The sequence below is a fragment of the Pseudomonas sp. YA1 genome (genome assembly GCF_058680555.1).
Genome location: NZ_JBZWBG010000013.1, coordinates 151,727 through 174,021 on the forward strand (window position 1 = coordinate 151,727; position 22,295 = coordinate 174,021).

Here is a 22,295-nt window from a genome sequence, read left to right on the forward strand (position 1 = left end):
TCCGGGCAAAACGAAGGACTAGGCCCAGGTCTCGAGGGCCTGATCTAGACTGATTACGGGTTCTTCTTCATGCGGCATGAAGTCGTACAGCTTGTACGACTCCTTGCTGTGCGTATTGGCGTAGAGCGCGGCGAGCAATGCCGATCCACGCTCTACCCTCATGCCGATATGGAGACTCCCGCGCTTGCTCCGGAACTTGCACCAGCTCAGGAACTCCCGGTAGGTGAGACGCGACTTGGCTTCTGCGATGGTTCTGCCGCCAATCCCGCACATCACCAGCTCATGCCACACCTCATCTAGTTCGCTGAGCTGGTCGTCTTTCCCAGGTTGTTCACCTCGGCGATAACGGTGAGCAAGGCGATGGTCAGGTTTCCATCCAAAGCGCCGCGACCGGGGTCGGCCTCGCCGGTGATATCTGCCGGCGTGAACACCGGCCGCCCCTCTTCATCCACGATTGACGCAGCGATTCGACCCGCTACGCCATCCACCTTGCCATTCATGGCCAGAAGGTCAGAAACAGCAGTGCTGTACGACAAGGGCCGGACGTACACGGTTGCAGTCAGTTCCTTGTCGCCCTGCTTCCAGGTGATCTCTTTTTCGATGGGGGCGCCGGTGAAGGCGCCAGCTTCTTTTAGGGAATCAATCGACAGATGCATGACCACTCCTTAAGCGGATTTGCGAATCCAGGCGGAACCGCCGGAGCGCTGAATGGTTGCGGTAGAGGTCACCACAGCGTTGGCTGCGAAATCGAACGGGAAGTCGCTCACATAGCCGCGGAAGACGAACCAAGTGCGCGTCGGTGGCAGAACGAAATCCCAATCACCGTTGCTGTCCTGAGCCTCGGTGGGTGCAATGCCGATTCCGTCAGACCAGCCAACCGCGAAAGCGATGTCCTGATCGATCTGGTCGTCAGACTCGGACAATTGGTAGAGGCGGATATGGGAGCTGTTGCGCGGGTCAGCGTTGAGGGTCAGCGAAGCCTGTCCCGGCGTGCGCAGTCCGCGCAGGTAGCGCCGAACAGTTTCACTGAGGCATGTGGTTTCGATCTGGTCGGCGGGGTTGCCGCCGGGGTTGAACGCGGTTGCGCACTCGACCTCGATTACTTCGTAATCACCAGTCGGGCTGCCGCTAGAATCTCTGGACGGAACCAGGGCATAGATCTGGGTTCCTTGAGCCAAAATTGCCATTGTGTTTCTCCTGTGGCGGGTTTCTTGGAGCACAAAAAAACCCGCTCAAGGCGGGTTGGTCGGTATTGGTTGGTCTATCGCTGGACTATCCAGTCGATGTCAAAGCTGACTCGGTAGGTCTTGGTATCAGGGTCAACAGATTCCCCTCCCCAGCGGACTACATAAGCTGATAGCTCAATGGCGTCCCTGATGGCCTTTGCTGCATCTCTGGCTTCCGCAGCGGTGGCTGAGAAAATGTCCACCTGGATGGTGAAACCATCGGCGTCAGGACGGCCCCACAGGTAGTTCTCTGGCGACCCCGATATGGTCTGCCATGTTGCGTACGGTTTAACGACGAGCTGGGGGGCCAGGCCAAACTGATACATCCTCAGCGGGGACGCGCCAAGGATCGCGGTAACAGCGGGACTACTTGAGCAGACCTTAAAGATTGGCGGGTACATCACCCCTCCAGAATTTTGTCTATTTGCTTTTCTAGCTCGATGGCAAACGCATTCGTCGCTTCCTGAACGGTGGTCTCAAGCGCTGGCCGCATGAACGGCTTCGCCCGCGTTCTTTCTGTGCCAAACTCAACCAGCCGCCAGTACCAGGTATCGCCCCCGGGATTGTTCCTACCCTCCCCGCTGAGTTCTCCGTACTCGCTCATATCCCGAGCGCCGCCGCGGACTCCGATTCGATAGCCAAGGTCGCCGGTCTGGCGATTCATCCTGGTCATCCACTGCATCGCAATGTTCTTGGCGATCATCTCGCGAGTGGTTTTATCGTCAATCCCTCTCGCATTCTGACGCGCCTGAGCGCGGACTATTGAGGCTGCTCTTGCCAGGGCACGACGGCCGCCTTTCTTCTTCACCATCGGCGACATTTGGCTCAGCTTCTCGATGACCTCATCCATCCCGGTCATGCTGAACTCAACGGTATCAGCCATGGAATCTCCGGAACGCAAAGCTGGTGATCCCTTCTCGGCCGAGGTCGGATTCGCGCTCGTTGATCTCGACGCACCCGAAGTTCATCTTTGCAAACCAGCCGATTAGGCCGCGCACGCTCCAATAGTGGAGGTGTTCGCCTGGCTTGAAGTGCTTCGACTTCAGGCAATCGGCCTGGTCCTTGTAGACGGGCATGGAGACGAACAGCCACTCGCCAACATGGTCGAGCAGCTTCTCCGGCTCGGGAATGTGTTCCAGGCTGTCCCAGCAGGTCACAGCCTCTGCGTGGTGCTGGTACGGGTCGTAGTAGCGCTCCTGCGCCCTCAGCCAAGCCACCGCTTCCGGATTCACGTCAAAGCCCATCGCGCCGGACTCTGTGACGAAACGGCCTCCGCCGATACCGATGTCTACCACCTGGCCGGCAAAGTGACGGCGCACCAGATCAATACGAGCCTGGGTCAGCGCAGCGCCCATCGGGGTAGCGTCAAGCAGCTGGTACTTCTCGAAATACGGTCCCGTGTAGTCCATCGGAGGGCGCGGGTGGAAGCCCATGCCAAGCTCTTCAGACCAGAGCAGGCAGTCGGTCAACACAGGCGGCAAAGCGTGCGTCATGCCTGGCCCTCCTGCTCACTTTCGAACAAGCGGAAGAAGTGCTGTTTGAGTCGTTCGTAACCTGCTTCTGTCAGGCAAAGGTCAACATACTCCCGACCGTCAACCAAATAGGAAGAGAGCGATTCGAGGTCAACAGTCGGGATCAATCCCTCATCGGAGCCGAGAGCGTATTTCGTGGTCATGGTGTCATCTCGATTTGAAGTGCGTCAGCCCACTTCGAAAATTTTCTTTCGTAGTCGGTGATTCTCTTGTCGCAGTTGTGTTCTTTGAGGGTGCAGCGGCAGAACCTGTCGGGGACCGCGAAGGTGATGCGGGACAGGTCCATGCACTTGTCGGTGATGTGTTCCGGCGAGTTGTAGCCGCCCTGGCCGCCGCAGATGATCCAGGCCGGCACCTTGGCGGCGATGCTGGCCGGAACGATCCAGCCGATGCCGCCAATCACGGCATCTGCGTGCTGGAGTAGCGCCAGCAGTTGTTCAACCGGCAGTTCGCCCTTGTGGAACTGGATGTCTGCCGGCGGGAGTGGATCAAGCGCCCATTCCTTGCCCGGCTCTAGGTCTGCCACGGAAACCACTTTCCAGCCCCTGCGGCGCATCTCTGAGGCAGCGCTGGCGATGTACTCGGGCAGTGGGTTGCGCGTGTCTGCGCGCCACTCAGCGCGAACCGTGGCTGGGCGAACCAGCACATAGCGCCCATCGACTGGCGGAGGACCAAAGTCCGGCAGGTCGAACTCGCCGGGTTCGCAACGGAACGCCTTGCGCAGCCCCTGAATGATCGGGTCTCGGCCGTAGGCGATGCGCATTTGGCCGCCGCCGACAGGGCGGTGCCAGTCGTGCTCGCGCTGGATGTTCTTGGCCTGGGTTCTCAACTGCGTCGCCGGGCGAACGCACTTCACGTCGAGGTCGAGGTAAAGCTCTGGCCAGGGTGTTTCGAGGAATGCGCCTGGGTACTTCCTCAGGAATGCCCTGGAATAGATCGAGTCGCCGAGGCCGAGCATTCCACGGATCAGCATGGATCAGTCAGCCAGTCTGCTACGCAGTTCGTAGCCCATCAGTGGCCAGATTTTGGAGACGGCATTCTGCCGGGAGATTTTCCGGCCGATCTCCGCGTCGAAGTTCGCCGGGCTCGCACAGGCCGACTCGCCGGTGACGGTGAAGCCGTTCTTCAGTACCAGTACGCAGAAGGTCAGCAGGCCGAGCGATCCATGTACGCCCGCAACCACGGCGTCAGGATTGCAGTCAGGCCTCTGATTCACACCATCAGCCGCAGTGAAGTAGTACTCGCCAGCGATATTCGCCTCGATGTCTGCCGGCGTGATGCGTGGCGCAGTCAGGCCCTTGGCTTGGATTTCTTGTTCGATTGCTTCGTCGGTCATTTCATGATCTCCAGAAACGACGAAGCCCGCTCAAGGCGGGCTTTCGTTCGTCAGGGCGGGGTTAGGCGGCTTCTAGCCCAAGCACCATTTGTAGGCGGTCTCGCATTTCGTCAACGCGATGCTCCAGCACAGGTTTCTTGAATTTCCAATCCGCCAGGCCCTTACCGTGCATGCTGGCCAACTGGCGACCATCCTCAAGCTGCTTACACGCCCGGTCGAACGCTTGTTTCTCTGTAAGCTCGCCGCGCAGCAGTGCATCAATGTGCAGGTCTGCCCAGACAGCAAAGTCAGGCGATACCCAGCGACCGAATGCCACTGCCAGCTTCGGGTGAAGCCAGGTGCCACCACCGCGCCCGCGCTGACCACGAATCAAATCCCTCGAATCTGAGGTATTTAGATGGCGCGCCAGTGCCTCGATGTAGGCCTCTGTTTCCTTGTTGCGTAGCCAGTTGTCCAGTCGCATGCCGTGAGCCGCCGCAATGTCGGTTGCGTTGATCCAGCCTTCGCTGTTGAAGCGCACAGGTTGGCCTTGGTAGTGAAACGGAATGACGTTGCTGCTCATATCGTTACCTCGCTCATCAGACGAATAGAAACGCAGCGGGGCGGACGGATGAGCGGACATCCGCCGTTCGGCTGTACGGGCCTAGCTGCGTGTTGAGCGCCCTTTCGGGCCAAATAGTTACCGTCCGTCCGTCAATCCATCAGAACAGCGCAGACGCCACTCACGGCGAGCGGTGACATCGGTCTCTGCGCTGGTGATGTTGTAGACTCGGCCATCCCAGATGACCCGCCAGGTGTACAGTTCCAACCGTTCTACGGGGAACCACCGACAATTGATCCTGGCAGTGGTCTCCGCCTGCGTAGCGTCGGCAGCGATCAACTCGCGACCCGGCCCAGTCAGAACCTCTGCGGGCAGGTCGGCGTGACCGGAGAACAGAACCGTCTCCCAGGTCGTCGTCTCTTCCCCCGTGTCAGGGTCTTGTGTGTGGACCTGCCGCTGAAACTGAATGCGGTGACGCATTCGATAGGTCAGCATTCAAACCCCCAGGCCGCATCGGTACGGCATCAGCTTCACTTCGGCCGCCTTGCGCAGCGTTGCGATTTCATCGGGAGCAGCCTGATAGCTGGCCTGAAGCAAAAGGAGCACTCCGATGACCACGCTAGGCGGAATGCCTGGCTCGCTGCTGACTACCTCACTGCTCTCTTCGCATTTACAAAGGCCATCAAGAGACTGGCGCCACATGAATTGGCAGGCCTCGTCTTCGGCCCCGTCCAGCAGCAATTGGAGCTTCGCGTCATCCCATTCATGGATCACATCAAGGAAGGACTTTGCTGTATCAAGCGGGATCAGGCTCATTCAGCACTTCCTCCAGCGGGCGTCGAGCGAAGCAGGTCAGCGCTGTTTCGCGAGTGCAATTGATGATCTCGATTGTCGGGTTGTTGCGCTTCAGGCGCTCGAACTCGGACGGCCATTCGGCGATCTTGCCGGCGCTCCCGAGCCCTTTCGGGTGGTCGCCGTGCCAGTGCGATTGACCATTGGTTTTCTGCATGTCATAGCCCAGCAGGATGATGCGTTTAGCACCCCTGGCGATGGCCAAGGAAACTGCGCCGCCGCCTGAGTTCCTGTAGTGCTCGATGCGCGCCGTCTTTATTCCGAAGGGATTGGCGCTGAGTGTCAGAAGCTCACCACAGAAGTTTGCTTTAGCCTCGGCGGCGTATCTCTCCCACCAGGCCTTATCCATTGCCCACAGCGCATCAGCCCAGGGGGTCAGTCGGAACGTTGTGTTCGTGCAGATGGCCGCCCTCTGCGGCGAGGAGTCCCGCCATTCTCTGACTCGTTCGCAGTCTTCTGCTGTGAGGCTGGGGCCACTTGCGAGGCAGACAGCGACTCGCCAGCCACAGGCTTTGGGATCTCTGATTCCACAATCTGGCACAAGCCTCGGGCCACCAACTGGCGCGCCAGGTGCTCGGATGCGAGGTATGCATCACCGCCGGCCTTTCTCACGCGACCGCCGTCCAGGTATGAACGAACTGGCTTGATCATTACGTCAGGCATAGTCACCTCAAAGAAAGAGGGGCCGGGAGACCGGCCCCTTCCAGTCAGCTGGCGGTCAGCGAACCAGTCACGAAAGCCTCGGGGCGATAGACCGCGAAGGCCAGCCGCTCCTCAGCGCGGATGGTGACCATGTTGTTCTCGAAGTCCTTGTCGTTCTCGGTGGAAACCAGAACCTCGATGTCCATGCGGTCGAAGATCTGGGCGCCGAGAGAGAACGCACCGGTCAGGAACTCGTCCTGAGTGATGGCCTGGGTTTCCACCACCGGCAGACGCCAGAGGGTCGGAGTGGTGCCGTTCTGCGGGCTGCCGATGATGTAACGGTTCTCGGCGTCCTTGGTCAGCTCGATCAGCGCCCAGTCGATGGGGTTGAGCACGATACCGCTGGCCGGGAACTCGGCCAGTTGCGCCTGAAGGATCGCCAGGCGGATGCGGTCGATTCGCTGCTCGGCGGTTACCACTACGCCACTCGGCGGCGCGTAGGCCTGTGCCTGCGGAATGATGCCGTGCAGATTGGCGCCGGTCCCGTTCCCGTAGAGCAGTTGACCTTCTTCGACCAGCATCAGGCCGTAACGAGCGCGCGCATCGATGTAGCTCTGCAAGGCCGAAGCGTCGTCCAGGATCTGGCGACTTGCCTTGAACAGGTGGGCGATAGTGCGAACCGGCGCGTTTTCCAGCTCGAAGGTGAGGTCGGAGTACGGCTTCTGGGTGCCTTCCGAAACAGGAGCGGCGTTGTTGACGAAGCCGGTCTCGCGGACGTACTCGACGGAGTTCGACTCAGTGGTGCCAGGCGCAACCAGGTCGCGGATGGTCAGTCGACGCTGCGGAGCGGCAACGACACCGGGGCGACGATCAGGAGCAACCAGGGCGCCGCCAGAGCTGTCGATGGAGGTGATGGCCGAGCGCGGCATGGATACGCGATGCGAACCGCGCAGGGAACTGGTAACACCCTGCTCTTTCAGGCTCTCTGCGACCATTTGGCCGGCGGTCTTCGGTGCTTCTTCGCCGCCGTCACGCTTCTCGTTGGCCAGCATGGCTTGTTCCGCGGCGCTCAGTCGTGCTTGCAGTTCGCCCTGAGCAGTCAGCAGTTCGTCGACCTTGGCGCGGGTTTCCTTGTTCATCTCGCCGAAGTTGGCGATCTGGGTGTTGACCTGTTCGGCCTGGGTCTTGATCTGGTCACCGACCTGCTTGAGGCTGGCGTTCAGTTCGCCGATTTGTTTTTCGAAGTCGCTCATTGCGATTCTCCTTGGAGGAATTTGGTGATGTCTTGTGCTGCCCGTAGTGCAGCGGAGAGGTCAGGAGCGACAGCGCCAGGCATATCGGTCGGGGTGTCAACACCCCCGCCAGCAGCGCCAAGCATGCTGGTCTTGAAGTCGTTGATGAGTTCATTGCGCTGGCTTCGCGGCATGCCGCTGCGAGCCAGGGCGGCATCCATCCGGCGCTTGGCCAGGATGGCTTCGCTGCGGTTGCTGGGAGCGCTGGAGATCTCGTCGGACTCCAGGAAGGCATCTGCCCACCCTTTGTCGACGGCTTCGCGCCCGCCGATCCAGGTCTCGGCGTCCATCTGCTTCACGATGTCGTCGATGTCGATTCCCGTGCGCTGTGCGTAAATGTCAGCCAGCGTCATGTCGAATGGCTCCAGCCAATCGGCTATCTCACGGAGATCATTCCGATTACCCATGGCGATCAGCCAGGCGTTATGGATCATCAGGAAGGCGGCGCGGCCGATGCGGATTTCATCCCCCGCCATGGCGATGAAAGAGGCGGCAGAGGCAGCCAGGCCGATGATGTTCACCGTGACCTTGCCCTTGTGCTCGCGCAGCAGGTTGTAAATGGCCAGGCCTTCGAACACATCGCCGCCGGGGCTGTTGATATTCACGGTCACATCGACATCGCTGCCTATGGCGCGCAGAGCGCCAGCAATGCGTTTTGCCGTGACACCTTCACCGGTCCACCAGTCGTAGCCAATCGGCTCGTAGATGGTGATCGTGGAGTCCGGGTTATCGCCAGAAGCTGCTCGAAGCTCAGGACGCCATGCATCTAGCGCTTTGGGCGCCAGGTCGCACTGGACGCCCGAGCGCGGGCGAGCCTCCGGCGCTGCCGGAAGATTTCGCAGAGTCATGGGTTACTCCTGTGTTTCTTCGAAGTCGGGCCCAGGAACTTTCAGTCCTGCACCATGCTGATTTACGAGCTGCCGCGCCTCGTCGGCGGTGATCATCTTCCCAACGCCGAGGTAGGCCTTTTGAACCGCCTCTACGGCGGAGAGCTTTCTTTCGTTGCCCCCCCCCAGTTGATCGAGGGGGACCAGGTTGGATTGGACGGTGAGAATGTCGCCACCGGGAAGCTCTGGAAGGTTCTCTTTCCGGCGACCTTCGTTGCGGGTCATGAAGCCGTTTTGCGCCATGGTGCTGTACCAGGCAGCGCGACCAGCGCTATCAGCCTTCAGGAACCCCTCAAGTGAGAACTCGGCGTAATAGCGAATCCGCTCGGGCGCAGTTAGCAGTCGCTTGTTGACGCACTGCTGAATCTGATTGGTGATCGAACTGATCGAGAATGTCAGGAACGCGAGCATCTGCTGTTCAAGCCCTGTCCCCCAGTTGCTCCCCTTGTCGGTCTGGCCAATCATCCAGGGCGGCACCCCAAACCATCTGCAAATCTCGATCACGCCATGCTCTCGCGTCTCCAGCAACTGAGCATCGACCGGATTGATGCCGATGGTTTCAGGGGTAATCCCCTGCTCCAGAACCGGGGATCTTCCGGAGTTCATCGCGCCCGATACGGACTTCACATACTCCCTGAACTCCTCCCGCTGCGCAGGCTGGAGAATGCGATCAACCTTGAAGGCGACCGTGGGTAGAAGTCCGTTCTTGAATGTGCCGTTGGCTGCGTCCTCCGCCGACATGACCGAGCCGAAGACATCAACTCCGTACCTGATTGCAGAGAGACCAATTCGACCATCCAGCGTGAACGCCGGGATGTGCAGCATGTTGGTACGCTCGATCTCTCTATGAGCACCCTTCTTTGGCGTATAGAAGTACTTCAGCCGACCGTTGTCATCACACTCCAGGTCGATCCTCGATGGAAGCAGGAAGTCCAACGCAGCCGGTCTGCCAGCAGCGCGGCGAATCTCCGCGTATGCGTTACCCCAAAGCAGCATTGATGCGACCATGGCCTGCCAGAACTGGAAGGCCGTCATGTCGTCATTGGGGCTGTTGTGAACAACATCGTAGAGCGGGAACGACCGAGCATCGACTCTGCTCCCGTCCGCTTTCCGCTCGTACACTCCCAGCGGAAGACCGGCGACAGAAGTAGAGATCAAGCGAACGCAAGCCCATACCGCAGACAGCTTCATTGCCTTGTCGACAGTGACCTTTTTCCCGCTAGACGACTCTCGCCCCAGGAACTGCGACCAGAACGCGCCATCTGTCAGGCGGATGGTCTTATCCTTCCAACCGAACAATGAAGACCTGGGCGCAGACGTAGCACTGCTCAGGACTTTTCCGAGACTCTTACTCACTGGTCAGCCCCTTGCGAATGAACGCCGCTATGGCGAACGCCGACGCCGCACCGGAAATGAGCGCCCAGCCGAGCCCCAGCAGCACGAAGGTTCCGGCTACGAAAAGAGCCAGACCAAGGACGCCAAAGAAGAGGTAGAGGCCAGTAGCGATGTTCATGCGATGATCGGGTTCCGTATGGCGTTCATGAAGTCGTCGCCGTCATCAACGCCGGCAACCAGGGCGCGCCCCATAGCCATGATCAAGGTCACTGGACCGTCGATCTTGCAGTTGGGGTCGTTGTCGTTTTCCTTGCGTGGGTAGATGTTTTCCTTGGCATCGATCTTTGCCGCCACATTTCCCATCATCCAGGTCATGACTGGGTTTCCGTCATGCCAGAGCGTCCGCGCTATCACCCTCGCCTCCACCTCCTTCATCGGGTCGCTCATGTTCTTGACCGTCTGGTTGAAGTCCACGACCGGGATTGAGGTGTTCGAGAGGCGTGTAATCAGGTAGTTGGCCTGCCAGTCGTCGAAGGCGGCATCCTGCAGGTCGATCTGTTTTGCCAGGTCAAGGATGTCTGCCTCGATAAAGGCGTAGTCCGTCATGCTCCCGGGCGTCAGGATCAGGTGACCTTCAAGTGCGAAGTTCTGATACTTCTCGTTTTCCTCGGCAGCAGCTTCAGGGGCATAGAACCGCGGGATGCAGTAGAACTGACCAGCTTTCTCGAACAGCATTACCAGGGCGGCCACGTCTTTCTTACTCGCCAGGTCCAAAGCCATCCAGCAGCGGCAGCCGGCCATGTCCGCAATCGTGAAGTCGCGCTTCTGCCGCTGCCAGGCCAGCATGTTCATCCAGACCGTCCTAGCTCCCACCCACTGGTTCAGGTGCTTGGTGCGGAAGGCGTTCTGCTTCGACGCCGAACGCTTGGCCTGCTGGAGCTGGGCCAGGAGGAAGTCAGGGAATACCGACACTCCGTAATTCGGATTGGCCTTGATCAGGCTGGCCGGGTCATCCCACGGGTCATCCTCGTCGATCGTGTAGATGATCCCGAAAATCGTCTCATCGATCGTCTGACCCTCGAGAATGCGGATCACGTCCCGTCGCTTCTCGTAGCAGGGTCCGCCGAGATTCGATCCCGCCGTCGTGATGATCGACAGCAATGGCTGTTCTCGTGCCCCCATGCCGGTCTGCATGGTGTCAACCAGGGCATCCGTGTCGTGTTCGTGGTACTCGTCCACCAGGGCCGCATGGGGACTTGCACCGTCCCCTGGGTTGCCGATCACCGTCTCGAACTTCGACATGTCCTCCATGACGAACATGGGGCCAGGGTTCTTCTGGTTGCCAGAAAGCTCGATACCGAATCGGTTACGCAGGTTCTCCAGCTTGTGCGCCATCATCCACGCTGGACGGAAAACCTCGAAGGCCTGCTTCTCGGTGGTGGCGCCGGAGTAGACCTCGGCTCCCGACTCGCCATCTGCGGCGAATAGGTAAATGCCTCGTGCGGCAAGACGGGCCGACTTCCCGTTCTTCCTGGGAATCTCTTCGTAGGCCTCGCGGAACCTGCGCTTGCCGGTGTCCTTCTTCACCCAGCCGAAGATGTTGGCCTCGATGAATACCTGCCAAGGCTCGAACACTAGCTTCGACTTCGAAGCGCTCCATTTGCCTTTGGTGTGAGGCATGAGCTGCATGAACTTGACAGCACGATCTGCCTTGGCCTCATCGAAAACGTATGGCCAATCGTCATCGCCCTGCCGGTCCAAGTCATTCAGGAAACGCTGGCATGCAAGTTTCACATACCGGCACGCAACGACCTCCCCTCCAACGACATCGCTAGCGTACTGTCGCGCAATGTCGCTGGGGGTCATCTCAGAAATCCTCGAACTCGTCCTTCTCCTTCGGCTTTTCCAGGCCGAACTTCTGGCGGTCGGACGGCGTTAGTCCAAGCCGGGCCAGGTTTCCGATTAGGTGGGTGTACTTGCCAACCGCGAACTCAGTCGGATTGGCGCGGTATTCAGCAAGTAGGTTCGCGGTGACCTCGAGGATGATCCGGTCCGATCCCGTCAGAACGCCCTTGATCGACTGAGCGCACAACTCTTTCCATGCGAGGCGAGCTGGTCCTTGCAGATGGATGGGCGCTTCGCCGACCTCCCCCTCTCCCTTTGCCGGCTCCTGCCGGTAGCGCTGGGGGTTTTTCTTGTCGGCGCCTTTGAACTTGGCGACGACATCTGGCTGTTTGTGTCGTGCCATCTTGAAACCTAAATTCTGTGGAAATGGAAAGTGCTTTGGTGGCGCGGTGTCCTAACGAAAGGTTCTAAGGTTTTGACCCGCCCCACCCCTATAAATGAGACTTTTTCTCATTTAACTCGATTTTTCGGTCAAACCGCACGCATACAGTGAAAACCACTACCATTATTCGTAAATATCTAGAATCGTCGTGTTCTCGTGCTGCGAAAACCCGACTATCCCCTAGATGCCGCCGACTCCCTTGCCGTCTTCCTCGCATGGCAGGGGTATCCAGCAATAGCCATCAGGTTCGAGTCATCATCAGTGCCGCCTTGGCTCAGCGGGATGATGTGGTCCACCTCTGTGGCGATCCTCTTCACTCCCTTGCACTCTGCACACTGGCACATGTAGCCATCCCGCTTGAGGATGCGCTCACGCTTGCGGCGCCACGGCCTGCCACCACGCCCATTCCCCCATGCCTTGTCCTCTACCTCGTGCTTGGTCACTCCCTTGGCCTTGGGCTTGGTGTGACGCTGAGGGAGGTCAGGCACTTCCGGATACCTGATTGCAGGCCGCCTGATCCGGAGGATTCCAGCCTTGCCGCCTAGCTTGTGCCGGTCTGAGGAACGAGAGCTTTCCGCCTTGCCATTCATCAGGATGGAGCGCCAGCAGTCCGGAGCGCAGCAGAGGCTCGAGAACCTTCATGGCACTCACTACCTCGCCGCTGTACCCAGCAATATCATCAGGCGTCCAGGGCCGATTGGGGTTGACCTCGACTCCTGCAGGGATCGGGTGACTCTTCATGTGGGCTTTCCTTCATCAGACATACCGATGAGCTTCGCGACCAGCAGGGACTCTGCGAGATCATTTGCGTTAGCGTCTCGCCATGGGGAGAGCCCGCATACGTGGTAGATCAGCTCCCGGCCAGGGAGTGGGCTTTCGGGGCGCTCTATCTTGTAGCGAACCTGGACAACCAGCTTGCCGAACCATCCGCGACGGACTCGAACAGCAGCTATCTGGGTTTCCCTAGCGGAGCCCATAAACGTCGACATCATCGTTCCCCTGGCGGCGTTGCCAAAAGGCTATTACTGCGTACCGGCTGATGCCCTTGGATCGGTGTTCCATCCAGATAGCTGGTTGGCATGGCGTCAGGATCCTCGCCATCTTCGGCCAGAGCCTGGATCAGCAGGTTCAGCAACTGGTTAGTCAAGCGCTGCTCAACGAGGAGATCGCGCAGGATGACCCGAACCTCTTCCTCGGCTTCAGTCATCGCTTGCTCCAGGACGCTTCGGCTTGGCGGTCATAGCAGAGGCCGCGCGCTCTACCGCGACACGAGCCCACTTCTTCGCCCATTCGCGTGTCTTGTTGCAAAAGGTGCACTTGGTCATCAATACACTCTCAGAATGTGGGCCAGGTTCCCCCGTGCACGACACACAAGGCCGAGCAGGATCGCCAGCACCAGGGTCAGCCAGGGGGAGACAGGATTCAGTCTGTAGCCGTGGAGTGCATCAAGCATCACGCTCAGGGCAAAACACCCGCTGCCAACGCACAGCAGGTATGCGAGCCAAGACACTCCCCGGCGATACCTCGCGCCTTGCCGGCGGTATGTCGCCAGCCGCATGCAGATGGCGCCGCAAATCATCGCGGCTACCAGAGTCCAAGGGTCAACCATTACGACCTCCAAAGCGGTCCGCTATGAAGCGGAGCCAACCAGGCGTCTTCCCCCCCTGCACCCACTCCAGCAAGCTGGTGCCCACTGCGACGCAGAACAATGCCCCACCAAAGGCAACCAGGCCCGATGTTCTTGCCCACTCCCGCCCAATGACTTCGCCGGCGACGTAGTAGCCAACGATCCAGGACGCAGCGAAGTAACCAAGGCGAGCCCAGGCCGAGATGTCCTTGGCATACACCACGAAGAAGATAGCCCCAGCAAAAGCACCGATCACCGCATTGGCATCAATGCCAGGGATCAATGCAGACGCACCAATACCGACCAGGCCGGCGACTGCTACCGCACCACTCGGCTCGGCCATATTCACGTACTCCAGATGCAGAAAAGCCCAGTTGACATCCTCCCCTCCCTAAAGTGAGGGGATTCCTACCGTGTTCAGCCCGGATGGACTAACTCACTTCGGCGGGTTCCTGCTGCTGGCGGCATTACCTCACCACTCACTTCACAGGCGAACCGGGCGTGCCCCGCCCTTAGAATATTGATCGCGCCCACCACGTCGGCATTTTCCTCGAAACCGCATTCCACACACTCGAACCGGGCCTGCGTCTGGCGATTATTCGCCGACACATGGCCGCAACATGGGCAAGTGCGACTGGTGTTCTGCGGCGGCACAGCGATGAGGTATCCGCCGTTCCACGCCAGCTTATAATCCAGTTGGCGGCGGAACTCGAACCAGCCTTGATCGAGGATGGCTTTGTTCAGGCCAGACTTGACCCGAACGTTTCTTCCCGGTGCCTCTGCTGTGCCTGCCGCCGACTTGGACATGTTCCGCACCTGTAAATCCTCGATACACACCATCGCGTGGTTTTGGCTGATCGTGGTCGTGGTCTTGTGCAGGTAGTCGCGGCGGGCATTGCCGATGCGGGAATGGACTTTCTGGACGCGGGTCTTGGCCTTCTTCCAGTTGTTACTGAATTTGGTTTTGCGGCTCATCGACTGTTGCGCCTTGCGCAATGCGGTCTCATGCCGCTTGAAGCTGTTGAGTGGAGTGTAGAACGTGCCGTCCGAGAGTGTGGCGAAACGGGCTATACCCATGTCGATCCCGACACTGCTAGTAGCCTGCGGTACGGGCTGCTCGATCTCGCGGGCCGTCTGGATAGACACGAACCATTTGCCGCCGCTCAGGCTGACCGTGACGTTGCGCAACTCTCCCAGCACGTCCCGGCTGTTGCGATAACGCAGCCAGCCGAGTTTGGGCAGAAATATCCGGCTGTTGGCTTGGTCGAGCTTGATCTGCTTTGGGTCGGGATAGCGGAAGCTGTCGCGCTGGCCTTTCTTCTTGAAGCACGGCAAGTCGGCCCGCTTGGCGAAGAAGTTGCTATAGGCCCGTTCCAGATCCTTGAGCGTCTGTTGCAGCGGATGCACGGGCGCATCCTTTAGCCACGGCGTTTCAGGCCCATTGCGCCACGCCGTGAGCTTCTTGCACAACCCGGCATAGGCCAACTTCTTCTCGCCTTGCTCGTAGCGCTCCTTCTGCAACGCCAGCGCCTTGTTGAAAACGAACCGGCAGGAGCCAGCGAAGCGGCGCATCTGGCGATGCTGTTCGCCGGTCGGCATCAGTTCGTATTTGAAGGCTTGGAGGCGCTGCATGGGAATGCTGTCTATCCGTACAGATCGAGTATAGGGACGCTACGCGTCCCGCGCTATCCTTCCACGCCCTGAATGGCGGGGCTTGCCGCGCACCAGGTCATTGCCTGGGCCTTGTAGTGTGGTGCCGGCAGCAGGAGTCGAACCCGCAACCCTCTGATTACAAATCAGCAGCGCTCCCTGTTGCGCCATACCGGCTTATTGGCTGACGCGGATGGGATCGAACCATCGACCAATCGGGTAACAGCCGACCGCTCTACCTCTGAGCTACACGTCATTGAATCGAGTTTGGAGCGGCTCGCGGGACTTGAACCCGCAACATCTGACTTGGAAGGACAGCGCTCTGCCAGTTGAGCTAGAGCCGCGGAATAGGTGCCGGACTAGCCGGCGTCACGCCCGCAGAGCAAGTAGCCGGGACTTTCGCCTTGATCACCAGTGGTGACCCTTGCTTTCTTCTGCCGCATGCGTGAATGCCGGGGTTCCACCGGCTCCCACTTCACTTTAAAGCCTGCGTGTCCAAGGCGATCCCGGAGTATTAGTCGCGGTAGGGCCGGGCACCCACCTTTGACCATCCTCGGCCGCGTAGTCGCAACCCGAAGGGATTTGGTAGCAAGGGCTGACTCATGCGCTAGGTGCTGGTTTGTGGCGGCGCGCATGCGTCCTGATTCGGTGGCAGTTTGCACAGACTAGATCGCATTTCGCTATTTCCTCTAACAGCTTTTTCATGCTGTGAGGGCTGGCAACAAGATTCGCAACATTATCAGTCTTCAACTCACCTTCGCGGTGATCGAAGTCCATCACGAATGGCGGGAAGCTATGGCCGCAATCGCCGCACGGATGGCTTTTAAGGTCGTCAACCAGCTTTCTAAAATCATCCTTGAGTGCTGACTTTCTGGCTTTCGCCCGTCGCACATACGCCTCTTTATTTCTCTGGTAGTGCAGCTTTGTAGCGAAAGCCTTACAGGCGTTGCATTGGGAATGCCGACGACCTTCACCTCTGAGAGGGAATTGGGCCAATGGTTTTAGGGTGCCGCACTTGGTGCACTCCTTCTCCATCTACCACTTCTCCACCCTGCGTCGAAACAAAAAGCCCCGGCAGATGCCAGGGCCTCAAAGCCGCCAATCCTCAAACGCGCAAGATCAGCAGGATGGGAAAAGTTTGTTGCATTGTTGCGCCACTGTCAAGCCACATCTGCAATCAAAATGCCTTCTCTTCGTAGAATATTCTCAGAATCATTAAGTGCCTCGTTGATCATTTCATCCAGGGTTCGCTCGACACCTTTCTTCCACCTCCAGTAGGTAGTCCTGTTCAACCCCTGGGAATCCCAAGAGTTGATGTCATAGAACTGCTGAGGCAGGACGATCATGTCACTGGAACGTTTCCCATCGACTCCCTTCAACTGCGGGATAGCCCAGGCAGTTACGGCTTTCATCACGAACAATTGAGGCGCGTGGCTTGCGATAACTGGCACCAGCGCACTGATGGACTCGACCTTCTTGGCCTTGTGAGTGCTGTACTTCGCCACAAGTGCGTTCCAGTGCCGCGGCTTGAGCTGGCTGTGCAGCCGGGCGTGCACCCAGCAATCAGCGTCGATGCGCTTGATGCCTGAAGTGTTCGAGCCCCTGATCAGCCCAGCTAAACCCTCACTGTCGGCATACCCCGGCTGGTAGAGCTTCTGCCAGGCTTGCTTTGCAGTGTTGTCGATGGTTTCCGCCGCCAGGGCGGAGACGACCGCTGACAGAATGCTGGTGTAGATCATGCTTCCCCCTTAATCAGCCCATATTCACGAAGGATTGCCCACTGCTGGGCGATGTATTCCGCCAGCGTCATGCAGGTTTCGCTTGCTTGCTGAACGCGAAGCCGAGGATGAAGGCCTGAACCATGAACGAAGAAGCCGCGAGAAGCGGATGACCACTGAAGATCAGGGCATAGAGGTAGAAAACCGAAGCCGGGATTCTGATCCATACCCCCTTCCGAATTTTCTCTGCGACGTCGTATTTGACCTGACCGGTGAGAACGACAATCCAGGACAGCACATTAGCCGCGGCGCACACGTAGAAGGCGAACTGCGACAACTGCACCACTCCCGAGATCAGGGAGAAGCTCAGAGCTAGGCTGATAACGATCGAAATGATGGTTTTCATTAGGCGATCTTCCTCTTCAGTTCTCGCACCCAGGCCCGGAACTTGGCCTTCAGTGCTTTGATTTCTTCAATGGTCAGTTTCAGTGGCTCATGATGGCCTTCCAGCCACTCAACTTTCTCGGCGCCGATCTTGCGCACCAGGTTGATCCGGTAGTTCACGATGTCGCCTGACTTGTGGTTGTTGCATGGGGCGCATTGTTTGTTCACGTTGAGCGGCTCGAAGCGCAGCTCAGGGCTGGCGGCAACCGTCCTGTAATGCCCGGCGTGGTACTGCCCATCGTGGTGGCGGCCACAACTGATGCACGGCTGGTCGGCGTCGCGCAGGCGAATGAACTCGTTGAACGCCTGCTGAGCCTCGCGCAGGTGATCCGCCCGACTCTTCAGCCTCTCCTTCCGAACCTTGATCTCCCTCCGCTCGCGGTCAGCGATGGCCTTCCGCGCCGGCTTGGCGTGCTTGTCCTTGATGGCCAGGGCGCAGGCTGGCGAGCAGACCTTTTGCGTGCTGCTGAAGCGAGGGGTGAACTCCTGGCCGCATGCAGGGTTCTGGCACTTCCGCAGCTTCGCTTGGCGAGTTGGGAGCGTCATGCTGCGTCCTCGCTAAGCAGATCGTTGAAGAAAACACCCTTCTCCGAGAACTCAGCAACGATGGCATCGGTGTAGGCGATGCCCTGGGCTCGGTTGAAGAGCCTGGTCACGGGGAAGCCATCCGGTCCGAACATGGCGCAGGCGCCCATCAGGCGGATCTTGGTTTCGTAGTCCAGGTGCAAGAACAGGCGGTTCCAGCCATCGCGGAAATCGGCATCGGCTGCTCGCATGATCGGCACACCGAAATGGAGCTTGCAGTACCGGCGAGCGTCCTCTACGTCATCCATTCCGGTCATCTGGGCAATTCGCTGGTAGAGCGCGAACCATAGGGCGTTCTGGTCCAGTGTTCTGTCCTTCCCGGGGCGAAGGGAAACCACGACGTACTTTTTCTCGCGGTACATCGCGGTCAGGCGGGTGATCGCCTCGGACAGGCGCGCGGCGCTGTTTACGGCGATTCGATCAGCCACGGCTTGCCCTCCGCTCAGCCAGTTCCGCGCATTCCCGGCACTTACGAACCCCGGGAACGATCGAGCGCCGCGCTACCGGAATCTCCTCGCCGCAGTCTTCACATTCGTACAGGCTCTCGCCGACGTACTTGACTCGGGAGTACAGGCGGTCAGCGAGTTCACGCTCGGCGTAGTCGTTGGCGATGTCTACGATATCCACGTCACTCGCCCTCCCCTTGCAGGCTCTTCAGCAGTGCCTTGAGTTGGCGATAGCTTTCCATCGACTTGGCGCTCGATTCGCGCTCCTGCTCGACTGCCAGCGCGACGTCCTCGATGCGATCAGACAGGCGCTTCATGTGCTCGGCCATGCCGGCGAGCTCGTTTGCCAGCTCTCCCAACATCTCCAGCGGGGAGGCGGAGCGCTTCGGCTCGGACTGGGTTTCGATCTTCTTCGCGGGCTCGCCCATCTTCGGCTCCTGAGGCTTGGTCTTTTTCTCGACTTGGATTCGTTGGTAGTGGTCAGTACCAGTGCGGCGGATCAGTCCGGAATCGACCAGATCGCGCAGACAGCCCTGGACAATCCGAACGTCCGGCGTGCTTCCGGTCATGTTGCGGAGCGCGGTGAGCACCTGGAACGAACGCCAGGGCTCAGAGATCGGTACGCACTCATAGACCTTCTTCGCGATGCCGGTCTGTCCCTGCATGAGGGACTCCTGTTTTGCGGGCGTCACTGCTCGATCCTCCCTTCAGGCCAAATGCTCTTCACGACCTCTACCGGGTCGCAGTCCTCCAGCAGAATCATCGTGAAGCGCTTGGCGCCTACGACTACGGTCAAGGAGCGTTTCATTGGGCACCTCGCGGCTTGAAGTCGGCGACCATTGATCGCGCGGAAGGACGCTGCGGACGAACCGTCTGCTCCTGCTGCTCTTCCCGGTCCTGGGCGCAACTGACGAAGCGCGCGAACTCGCCCTGGAACTGCAACAGGCAGAAGCCGGGCTTTGCGTGGCGACACTTCACGACATCAAGCTCGGTGATACCGTTCTGTCCACGCTCAGTGCTCATGTCCCGGTGAGCCATGATGATCACGTCGGCGTCTTGTTCGATCTCGCCGGAATCGCGCAGGTCGCTCATTTTTGGCTTGGCGTCGGCCCGGGTTTCGATGCTCCGATTGAGCTGAGCAAGCGCGACAATTGGAATGCCAAGCTCTTTGGCGAGAGCCTTGAGCCCTCGGCTTATGGCGCCAAGTTCTTGGTTTCGGTTCTGATGACGGTGACTCGGATCGGAGGTGATAAGCCCGAGATAGTCGATGACGATCAGGCTCAGCGGCTTTGCTCGATGCTGGAATCGGGCGATGGCGCAGATCCGACTGAAAGTCAGTCCTCCCTTGTCGCAAATTCGCACATCACCCCTGGAGACTTGGTCCACTGCGGCAGTCATGCGCGCAATAGAGTCCTGGCACTCCAGCGCTTTTCCTGAGTCGATCGCCGCTTGCGAAACACCAGAAAGCGATGCGAGCGAGCGCTTTGCAAGTTCGGCTTGAGACATCTCCAGCGAGAAGATCAACGCGGCGCCCCGGTTGCGAACGGCAATTTCGTCAGCAATCCCCACGCCGAGAACCGTCTTGCCCGTGCCAGGCCGACCAGCGATGATTGCCAGGTTTCCGGGCCGCAATCCCTGGATAACGGCATCGAGGTCTGGCAGGTTGAACTTCAGTCCGACCGACTGAGTTCCCTTCCAGCGAACTTCCATTTCGTCGAAGACTGGGAGCATTGCCTCGCGCAGTGTCACCACGTCAGGAGTGTCGTCCTGGGCGTTGAGATCAAGAACGATGCTCTGCGCTTCAGCCACCTGGTCCGGGATTTTCCCTCTCTGAAGGGCGATGTTCATGATCCGTTCGCCCGCTTCGTACAGCTCCCGAGCCTTTGCACGCTCGACGACAATCCTGGCGAAGTTTTCGGCGCTAGCTGTGCTTGCAACTTCGCGCCATAGATCGTTGGCGTATGCAAGCGTAAAGGCGCCACTTGGAAGCTCCGACCTAGCCTCCGCCAGAGAAAGCGGATCAGGCACGATGGCCTTCGAATGACAGGCAAGGATCAGGCTGTAGATCACCGAGTTGTCGGCATGGCTGAAGTCGGTCGGGGAAAGGAAAGCCCCAACAACCTCGCACAGTTCCGGTTTCTTCATCAGCGCGCCAAGCACACCCTGCTCAGCTTCCATCGCTACCAGCGGACGCTCATGCGGCATCGTACTTGCCCTCCATGAAGCGCTGGATCTTGCTGGCGGTTGTCAGGAACTCGAAGTCTGCGCGCCACCCCCGGTTGTTGTTGCCCAGCATGAAGGGGCAATCCAGAACGTCGTTGAACAGCCCTTCCCAAAACGACAGTCCACCGTCACGGACTGGGAACCCACCATCGAGCTTGAGGTTGTACGCTGCGCGGATGTGCTTTCGGTGAGCCTCCGTCACTCCCATGCAGCGCTTGAGCTTTCCGCCGAGGATCTGGTTGTACAGGTCGCGGATCTTCTCGTAAGGGATGCGATCAATCTGGAACAGCTGTGCGGTCTGGCCGGAGCCAGGCTCTTGCTCTGCTGCTTGCTGCGGAGCGGAATGGGTCGAGGCGTCAGCGTCGACATGCTCTTCCTCTGGAATCAGAGAATCCGGAATCAGAGAATCAGGCGATCTTGGCGATTGCTCAGCACAGCCTTGGTTGTGACCAGGCACTTCCTTGGTTGTGCCTTGTTCTCTCTTTGGGTGTTCTGCGTCAACGCCCGGGAGAGAACTGGCCTGCTCACGGACATGAGGTGTCTGATGCTTGGCAAAGTTAAGAACCTGAATCAGCTTGACCCCGGCAGCCTCATAGCGATGGATGAACCCTGCCTTGGCCAGATCATCCAGCATCAAGTCAGCGTCTACGTTGTCGTAGGGAAGTGCCTCGGCCTTGATCCGTTTCGGGCGATCCTCAAGGCGCCCTTCCCGATCGGCCAACATCCAGAGGTAGATGAACAGCAGGCGAGCGAGAGGATCTAGCTCTGCTAGGTCTTCGTTTGCCATGATTCCGGGTTTGATGTTGCGGGCCCTAGCCATTTGCGATTTCCTCCATCTCTGCCCGGAATTCGGTCCAGTTCTTCACTTGTTTCGCAAATTCGATCAGCTCTTCCACCTCGAGACCCGCCTCGATGGCCTTGGCCATCAGCGGCATGACGTGAGCTTCGTTGACATAAATCCGGCGGCGCAGGATTCCTCTGGCGTAGAGCATTTTCTGCTTTGCTTCGGGAAGGCGCCGGGTGACGCAAATGCGAGGAATGGCATCGAAGCACTCCAGCACTTCCTCCTGATCGGGCGCAGTGCTGAGCTTGTCGGCGGCGATATCCAGGGCGTCCAGGATCTCCTCGACGGAGAACTTCTTGATCCATTTGCGGATTACCGTCTTGCCGTGCTCGTTGACCGAGTGGCCGACCATGCGCGCGGTGATGCGATCGGCAATCAGCTGTACGGTCTCTTCACCGAAAGACTGGAGCTCATCGCGCCAGGCCAGCATCATTTCCAGCTGCTCGCGGCGCTCGTTCAGGTCTTCCAACTGGGCCCGCTGACGATCCAGCATTGAGGTGTCCGACAGCAGACGATCCGACTTGCCGAGATTGCAGGGCAGGCAGGCGGTCACCAGGTTGATGATCTCGTTGTCGCCGCCCTTGCTCACCGGGTTGATGTGATCGACATGCAGGACCACGTCAGGCGCCTTGGCGCCGCAGTACTGGCAAGTGAAGTTGTCGCGCTTGAACACCTCAAAGCGCACGGACTTGCGAATGCTCTCTCTGTAACTCATACTCAGGTCTCCACGTATTGCTATACGCGCAAGCCAGCTGCAACTGGCTTGCGCACCGACAAAGCCCTGTAGTAGTCGCTCAGGGCTTTGTTGTATCTGCGCCTCCACTCACT

34 protein-coding genes and 3 tRNA genes are annotated in these 22,295 nt (G+C 59.0%); all 37 read right to left on the bottom strand.

All coding sequences use genetic code 11. The features are described from left to right. Nucleotides 1-18: 18 nt before the first annotated feature. Nucleotides 19-291: a phage tail assembly protein T gene (locus AC4OR5_RS19675; protein ID WP_020989321.1), complete on the bottom strand. Its 273-nt coding sequence runs from the start codon at nucleotides 289-291 to the stop codon at nucleotides 19-21. Between the two features lie 5 nt (nucleotides 292-296). Continuing rightward, nucleotides 297-656 (bottom strand): phage tail assembly chaperone family protein, TAC, encoded by a 360-nt coding sequence (locus AC4OR5_RS19680; protein WP_033866892.1) that lies wholly within the window; start codon nucleotides 654-656, stop codon nucleotides 297-299. A 9-nt stretch (nucleotides 657-665) separates the two neighbouring features. After that, nucleotides 666-1,187 (bottom strand): phage tail tube protein, encoded by a 522-nt coding sequence (locus AC4OR5_RS19685; protein ID WP_012614028.1) that lies wholly within the window; start codon nucleotides 1,185-1,187, stop codon nucleotides 666-668. A gap of 74 nt (nucleotides 1,188-1,261) precedes the next feature. Beyond that, nucleotides 1,262-1,627: a DUF3168 domain-containing protein gene (locus AC4OR5_RS19690; protein WP_033866891.1), complete on the bottom strand. Its 366-nt coding sequence runs from the start codon at nucleotides 1,625-1,627 to the stop codon at nucleotides 1,262-1,264. Then, nucleotides 1,627-2,109, bottom strand: coding sequence for an HK97-gp10 family putative phage morphogenesis protein (locus AC4OR5_RS19695; protein WP_023102128.1), 483 nt, complete (start codon nucleotides 2,107-2,109; stop codon nucleotides 1,627-1,629). Before AC4OR5_RS19695 ends, AC4OR5_RS19690 begins: the two co-directional genes overlap by 1 nt. Continuing rightward, on the bottom strand, nucleotides 2,102-2,719 hold the full coding sequence (locus AC4OR5_RS19700) for a class I SAM-dependent methyltransferase (RefSeq protein ID WP_023102129.1): 618 nt from the start codon (nucleotides 2,717-2,719) through the stop codon (nucleotides 2,102-2,104). Before AC4OR5_RS19700 ends, AC4OR5_RS19695 begins: the two co-directional genes overlap by 8 nt. Next, the gene (locus AC4OR5_RS19705) at nucleotides 2,716-2,901 is read right to left on the bottom strand and encodes a hypothetical protein (protein ID WP_015648614.1); all 186 of its coding nucleotides are present in this window, start codon (nucleotides 2,899-2,901) and stop codon (nucleotides 2,716-2,718) included. The genes AC4OR5_RS19700 and AC4OR5_RS19705 overlap by 4 nt, the downstream gene beginning before the upstream one ends. Further along, complete coding sequence (locus AC4OR5_RS19710; protein ID WP_015648613.1) at nucleotides 2,898-3,731, bottom strand: glycosyltransferase family protein; 834 nt, start codon at nucleotides 3,729-3,731, stop codon at nucleotides 2,898-2,900. Before AC4OR5_RS19710 ends, AC4OR5_RS19705 begins: the two co-directional genes overlap by 4 nt. Before the next feature lie 3 nt (nucleotides 3,732-3,734). Continuing rightward, nucleotides 3,735-4,094 (bottom strand): Gp49 family protein, encoded by a 360-nt coding sequence (locus tag AC4OR5_RS19715; RefSeq protein WP_003140666.1) that lies wholly within the window; start codon nucleotides 4,092-4,094, stop codon nucleotides 3,735-3,737. A 61-nt stretch (nucleotides 4,095-4,155) separates the two neighbouring features. Then, the gene (locus AC4OR5_RS19720; RefSeq protein ID WP_023102130.1) at nucleotides 4,156-4,656 is read right to left on the bottom strand and encodes a KilA-N domain-containing protein; all 501 of its coding nucleotides are present in this window, start codon (nucleotides 4,654-4,656) and stop codon (nucleotides 4,156-4,158) included. A 117-nt stretch (nucleotides 4,657-4,773) separates the two neighbouring features. Continuing rightward, on the bottom strand, nucleotides 4,774-5,130 hold the full coding sequence (locus tag AC4OR5_RS19725) for a phage head closure protein (protein WP_042948808.1): 357 nt from the start codon (nucleotides 5,128-5,130) through the stop codon (nucleotides 4,774-4,776). After that, nucleotides 5,131-5,451, bottom strand: a complete 321-nt coding sequence (locus tag AC4OR5_RS19730) for a head-tail connector protein (protein WP_023102131.1) — start codon at nucleotides 5,449-5,451, stop codon at nucleotides 5,131-5,133. Further along, a complete protein-coding gene (locus AC4OR5_RS19735; RefSeq protein WP_174484884.1) occupies nucleotides 5,432-5,836 on the bottom strand; it encodes a hypothetical protein in 405 nt (134 codons plus the stop codon). The genes AC4OR5_RS19730 and AC4OR5_RS19735 overlap by 20 nt, the downstream gene beginning before the upstream one ends. Before the next feature lie 358 nt (nucleotides 5,837-6,194). Next, nucleotides 6,195-7,382, bottom strand: coding sequence for a phage major capsid protein (locus AC4OR5_RS19740; RefSeq protein ID WP_049307217.1), 1,188 nt, complete (start codon nucleotides 7,380-7,382; stop codon nucleotides 6,195-6,197). Further along, nucleotides 7,379-8,269, bottom strand: coding sequence for a head maturation protease, ClpP-related (locus AC4OR5_RS19745; protein ID WP_049307216.1), 891 nt, complete (start codon nucleotides 8,267-8,269; stop codon nucleotides 7,379-7,381). The genes AC4OR5_RS19740 and AC4OR5_RS19745 overlap by 4 nt, the downstream gene beginning before the upstream one ends. A 3-nt stretch (nucleotides 8,270-8,272) precedes the next feature. After that, nucleotides 8,273-9,664: a phage portal protein gene (locus AC4OR5_RS19750; RefSeq protein WP_449051117.1), complete on the bottom strand. Its 1,392-nt coding sequence runs from the start codon at nucleotides 9,662-9,664 to the stop codon at nucleotides 8,273-8,275. Then, on the bottom strand, nucleotides 9,657-9,821 hold the full coding sequence (locus AC4OR5_RS19755) for a hypothetical protein (protein ID WP_003088450.1): 165 nt from the start codon (nucleotides 9,819-9,821) through the stop codon (nucleotides 9,657-9,659). The genes AC4OR5_RS19750 and AC4OR5_RS19755 overlap by 8 nt, the downstream gene beginning before the upstream one ends. Then, nucleotides 9,818-11,509 (bottom strand): terminase large subunit, encoded by a 1,692-nt coding sequence (locus AC4OR5_RS19760; protein ID WP_049307213.1) that lies wholly within the window; start codon nucleotides 11,507-11,509, stop codon nucleotides 9,818-9,820. The genes AC4OR5_RS19755 and AC4OR5_RS19760 overlap by 4 nt, the downstream gene beginning before the upstream one ends. Before the next feature lies 1 nt (nucleotide 11,510). Beyond that, a complete protein-coding gene (locus AC4OR5_RS19765) occupies nucleotides 11,511-11,891 on the bottom strand; it encodes a hypothetical protein (RefSeq protein WP_012614015.1) in 381 nt (126 codons plus the stop codon). Nucleotides 11,892-12,103: 212 nt separating this feature from the next. Next, complete coding sequence (locus AC4OR5_RS19770) at nucleotides 12,104-12,418, bottom strand: HNH endonuclease (protein WP_031299274.1); 315 nt, start codon at nucleotides 12,416-12,418, stop codon at nucleotides 12,104-12,106. Beyond that, a complete protein-coding gene (locus AC4OR5_RS19775) occupies nucleotides 12,411-12,671 on the bottom strand; it encodes a hypothetical protein (RefSeq protein WP_121402077.1) in 261 nt (86 codons plus the stop codon). Before AC4OR5_RS19775 ends, AC4OR5_RS19770 begins: the two co-directional genes overlap by 8 nt. Nucleotides 12,672-12,918: 247 nt before the next feature. Beyond that, nucleotides 12,919-13,137: a hypothetical protein gene (locus AC4OR5_RS19780; RefSeq protein ID WP_491952840.1), complete on the bottom strand. Its 219-nt coding sequence runs from the start codon at nucleotides 13,135-13,137 to the stop codon at nucleotides 12,919-12,921. 117 nt (nucleotides 13,138-13,254) lie between these two features. Then, nucleotides 13,255-13,539: a phage holin family protein gene (locus AC4OR5_RS19785; protein ID WP_003101053.1), complete on the bottom strand. Its 285-nt coding sequence runs from the start codon at nucleotides 13,537-13,539 to the stop codon at nucleotides 13,255-13,257. Then, a complete protein-coding gene (locus AC4OR5_RS19790; protein WP_023104105.1) occupies nucleotides 13,532-13,900 on the bottom strand; it encodes a putative holin in 369 nt (122 codons plus the stop codon). The genes AC4OR5_RS19785 and AC4OR5_RS19790 overlap by 8 nt, the downstream gene beginning before the upstream one ends. Nucleotides 13,901-13,974: 74 nt before the next feature. Further along, nucleotides 13,975-15,189, bottom strand: a complete 1,215-nt coding sequence (locus AC4OR5_RS19795) for an RNA-guided endonuclease InsQ/TnpB family protein (RefSeq protein ID WP_491952841.1) — start codon at nucleotides 15,187-15,189, stop codon at nucleotides 13,975-13,977. A gap of 119 nt (nucleotides 15,190-15,308) precedes the next feature. Beyond that, nucleotides 15,309-15,384, bottom strand: a tRNA-Thr gene (locus AC4OR5_RS19800). 4 nt (nucleotides 15,385-15,388) lie between these two features. Continuing rightward, a tRNA-Asn gene (locus AC4OR5_RS19805) sits at nucleotides 15,389-15,463 on the bottom strand. A 12-nt stretch (nucleotides 15,464-15,475) separates the two neighbouring features. After that, nucleotides 15,476-15,551: transfer RNA gene (locus tag AC4OR5_RS19810), tRNA-Gly, on the bottom strand. 816 nt (nucleotides 15,552-16,367) lie between these two features. Further along, nucleotides 16,368-16,946, bottom strand: coding sequence for a hypothetical protein (locus AC4OR5_RS19815; RefSeq protein WP_216578774.1), 579 nt, complete (start codon nucleotides 16,944-16,946; stop codon nucleotides 16,368-16,370). Nucleotides 16,947-17,013: 67 nt separating this feature from the next. Beyond that, nucleotides 17,014-17,331: a hypothetical protein gene (locus AC4OR5_RS19820; RefSeq protein WP_491952842.1), complete on the bottom strand. Its 318-nt coding sequence runs from the start codon at nucleotides 17,329-17,331 to the stop codon at nucleotides 17,014-17,016. Continuing rightward, complete coding sequence (locus AC4OR5_RS19825; RefSeq protein ID WP_491952843.1) at nucleotides 17,331-17,915, bottom strand: recombination protein NinG; 585 nt, start codon at nucleotides 17,913-17,915, stop codon at nucleotides 17,331-17,333. Before AC4OR5_RS19825 ends, AC4OR5_RS19820 begins: the two co-directional genes overlap by 1 nt. Beyond that, on the bottom strand, nucleotides 17,912-18,382 hold the full coding sequence (locus AC4OR5_RS19830; protein ID WP_024007938.1) for a hypothetical protein: 471 nt from the start codon (nucleotides 18,380-18,382) through the stop codon (nucleotides 17,912-17,914). Before AC4OR5_RS19830 ends, AC4OR5_RS19825 begins: the two co-directional genes overlap by 4 nt. Continuing rightward, nucleotides 18,375-18,581: a TraR/DksA family transcriptional regulator gene (locus AC4OR5_RS19835; protein ID WP_491952844.1), complete on the bottom strand. Its 207-nt coding sequence runs from the start codon at nucleotides 18,579-18,581 to the stop codon at nucleotides 18,375-18,377. The genes AC4OR5_RS19830 and AC4OR5_RS19835 overlap by 8 nt, the downstream gene beginning before the upstream one ends. A gap of 1 nt (nucleotide 18,582) precedes the next feature. Then, the gene (locus AC4OR5_RS19840; RefSeq protein ID WP_174217263.1) at nucleotides 18,583-19,065 is read right to left on the bottom strand and encodes a hypothetical protein; all 483 of its coding nucleotides are present in this window, start codon (nucleotides 19,063-19,065) and stop codon (nucleotides 18,583-18,585) included. 139 nt (nucleotides 19,066-19,204) lie between these two features. After that, nucleotides 19,205-20,605, bottom strand: coding sequence for a DnaB-like helicase C-terminal domain-containing protein (locus AC4OR5_RS19845; protein WP_023102148.1), 1,401 nt, complete (start codon nucleotides 20,603-20,605; stop codon nucleotides 19,205-19,207). After that, nucleotides 20,595-21,443: a hypothetical protein gene (locus AC4OR5_RS19850; protein ID WP_023102149.1), complete on the bottom strand. Its 849-nt coding sequence runs from the start codon at nucleotides 21,441-21,443 to the stop codon at nucleotides 20,595-20,597. The genes AC4OR5_RS19845 and AC4OR5_RS19850 overlap by 11 nt, the downstream gene beginning before the upstream one ends. Further along, nucleotides 21,436-22,182, bottom strand: coding sequence for an HNH endonuclease (locus AC4OR5_RS19855; protein ID WP_010792320.1), 747 nt, complete (start codon nucleotides 22,180-22,182; stop codon nucleotides 21,436-21,438). Before AC4OR5_RS19855 ends, AC4OR5_RS19850 begins: the two co-directional genes overlap by 8 nt. Nucleotides 22,183-22,295 lie beyond the last annotated feature (113 nt).

What these genes read in the sequence shown, in the direction of transcription:
- AC4OR5_RS19785 (WP_003101053.1), bottom strand. Translation starts at nt 13,539, where the DNA reads ATGGTTGACCCTTGGACTCTGGTAGCCGCGATGATTTGCGGCGCCATC.
- AC4OR5_RS19700 (WP_023102129.1), bottom strand. Translation starts at nt 2,719, where the DNA reads ATGACGCACGCTTTGCCGCCTGTGTTGACCGACTGCCTGCTCTGGTCT.
- AC4OR5_RS19745 (WP_049307216.1), bottom strand. Translation starts at nt 8,269, where the DNA reads ATGACTCTGCGAAATCTTCCGGCAGCGCCGGAGGCTCGCCCGCGCTCG.
- AC4OR5_RS19855 (WP_010792320.1), bottom strand. Translation starts at nt 22,182, where the DNA reads ATGAGTTACAGAGAGAGCATTCGCAAGTCCGTGCGCTTTGAGGTGTTC.
- AC4OR5_RS19790 (WP_023104105.1), bottom strand. Translation starts at nt 13,900, where the DNA reads ATGGCCGAGCCGAGTGGTGCGGTAGCAGTCGCCGGCCTGGTCGGTATT.
- AC4OR5_RS19775 (WP_121402077.1), bottom strand. Translation starts at nt 12,671, where the DNA reads ATGAAGAGTCACCCGATCCCTGCAGGAGTCGAGGTCAACCCCAATCGG.
- AC4OR5_RS19735 (WP_174484884.1), bottom strand. Translation starts at nt 5,836, where the DNA reads ATGGATAAGGCCTGGTGGGAGAGATACGCCGCCGAGGCTAAAGCAAAC.
- AC4OR5_RS19725 (WP_042948808.1), bottom strand. Translation starts at nt 5,130, where the DNA reads ATGCTGACCTATCGAATGCGTCACCGCATTCAGTTTCAGCGGCAGGTC.
- AC4OR5_RS19690 (WP_033866891.1), bottom strand. Translation starts at nt 1,627, where the DNA reads ATGTACCCGCCAATCTTTAAGGTCTGCTCAAGTAGTCCCGCTGTTACC.
- AC4OR5_RS19705 (WP_015648614.1), bottom strand. Translation starts at nt 2,901, where the DNA reads ATGACCACGAAATACGCTCTCGGCTCCGATGAGGGATTGATCCCGACT.
- AC4OR5_RS19740 (WP_049307217.1), bottom strand. Translation starts at nt 7,382, where the DNA reads ATGAGCGACTTCGAAAAACAAATCGGCGAACTGAACGCCAGCCTCAAG.
- AC4OR5_RS19825 (WP_491952843.1), bottom strand. Translation starts at nt 17,915, where the DNA reads ATGACGCTCCCAACTCGCCAAGCGAAGCTGCGGAAGTGCCAGAACCCT.
- AC4OR5_RS19815 (WP_216578774.1), bottom strand. Translation starts at nt 16,946, where the DNA reads ATGATCTACACCAGCATTCTGTCAGCGGTCGTCTCCGCCCTGGCGGCG.
- AC4OR5_RS19715 (WP_003140666.1), bottom strand. Translation starts at nt 4,094, where the DNA reads ATGACCGACGAAGCAATCGAACAAGAAATCCAAGCCAAGGGCCTGACT.
- AC4OR5_RS19710 (WP_015648613.1), bottom strand. Translation starts at nt 3,731, where the DNA reads ATGCTGATCCGTGGAATGCTCGGCCTCGGCGACTCGATCTATTCCAGG.
- AC4OR5_RS19720 (WP_023102130.1), bottom strand. Translation starts at nt 4,656, where the DNA reads ATGAGCAGCAACGTCATTCCGTTTCACTACCAAGGCCAACCTGTGCGC.
- AC4OR5_RS19680 (WP_033866892.1), bottom strand. Translation starts at nt 656, where the DNA reads ATGCATCTGTCGATTGATTCCCTAAAAGAAGCTGGCGCCTTCACCGGC.
- AC4OR5_RS19850 (WP_023102149.1), bottom strand. Translation starts at nt 21,443, where the DNA reads ATGGCTAGGGCCCGCAACATCAAACCCGGAATCATGGCAAACGAAGAC.
- AC4OR5_RS19755 (WP_003088450.1), bottom strand. Translation starts at nt 9,821, where the DNA reads ATGAACATCGCTACTGGCCTCTACCTCTTCTTTGGCGTCCTTGGTCTG.
- AC4OR5_RS19760 (WP_049307213.1), bottom strand. Translation starts at nt 11,509, where the DNA reads ATGACCCCCAGCGACATTGCGCGACAGTACGCTAGCGATGTCGTTGGA.
- AC4OR5_RS19685 (WP_012614028.1), bottom strand. Translation starts at nt 1,187, where the DNA reads ATGGCAATTTTGGCTCAAGGAACCCAGATCTATGCCCTGGTTCCGTCC.
- AC4OR5_RS19845 (WP_023102148.1), bottom strand. Translation starts at nt 20,605, where the DNA reads ATGCCGCATGAGCGTCCGCTGGTAGCGATGGAAGCTGAGCAGGGTGTG.
- AC4OR5_RS19765 (WP_012614015.1), bottom strand. Translation starts at nt 11,891, where the DNA reads ATGGCACGACACAAACAGCCAGATGTCGTCGCCAAGTTCAAAGGCGCC.
- AC4OR5_RS19795 (WP_491952841.1), bottom strand. Translation starts at nt 15,189, where the DNA reads ATGCAGCGCCTCCAAGCCTTCAAATACGAACTGATGCCGACCGGCGAA.
- AC4OR5_RS19730 (WP_023102131.1), bottom strand. Translation starts at nt 5,451, where the DNA reads ATGAGCCTGATCCCGCTTGATACAGCAAAGTCCTTCCTTGATGTGATC.
- AC4OR5_RS19695 (WP_023102128.1), bottom strand. Translation starts at nt 2,109, where the DNA reads ATGGCTGATACCGTTGAGTTCAGCATGACCGGGATGGATGAGGTCATC.
- AC4OR5_RS19840 (WP_174217263.1), bottom strand. Translation starts at nt 19,065, where the DNA reads ATGCAGGGACAGACCGGCATCGCGAAGAAGGTCTATGAGTGCGTACCG.
- AC4OR5_RS19780 (WP_491952840.1), bottom strand. Translation starts at nt 13,137, where the DNA reads ATGACTGAAGCCGAGGAAGAGGTTCGGGTCATCCTGCGCGATCTCCTC.
- AC4OR5_RS19820 (WP_491952842.1), bottom strand. Translation starts at nt 17,331, where the DNA reads ATGAAAACCATCATTTCGATCGTTATCAGCCTAGCTCTGAGCTTCTCC.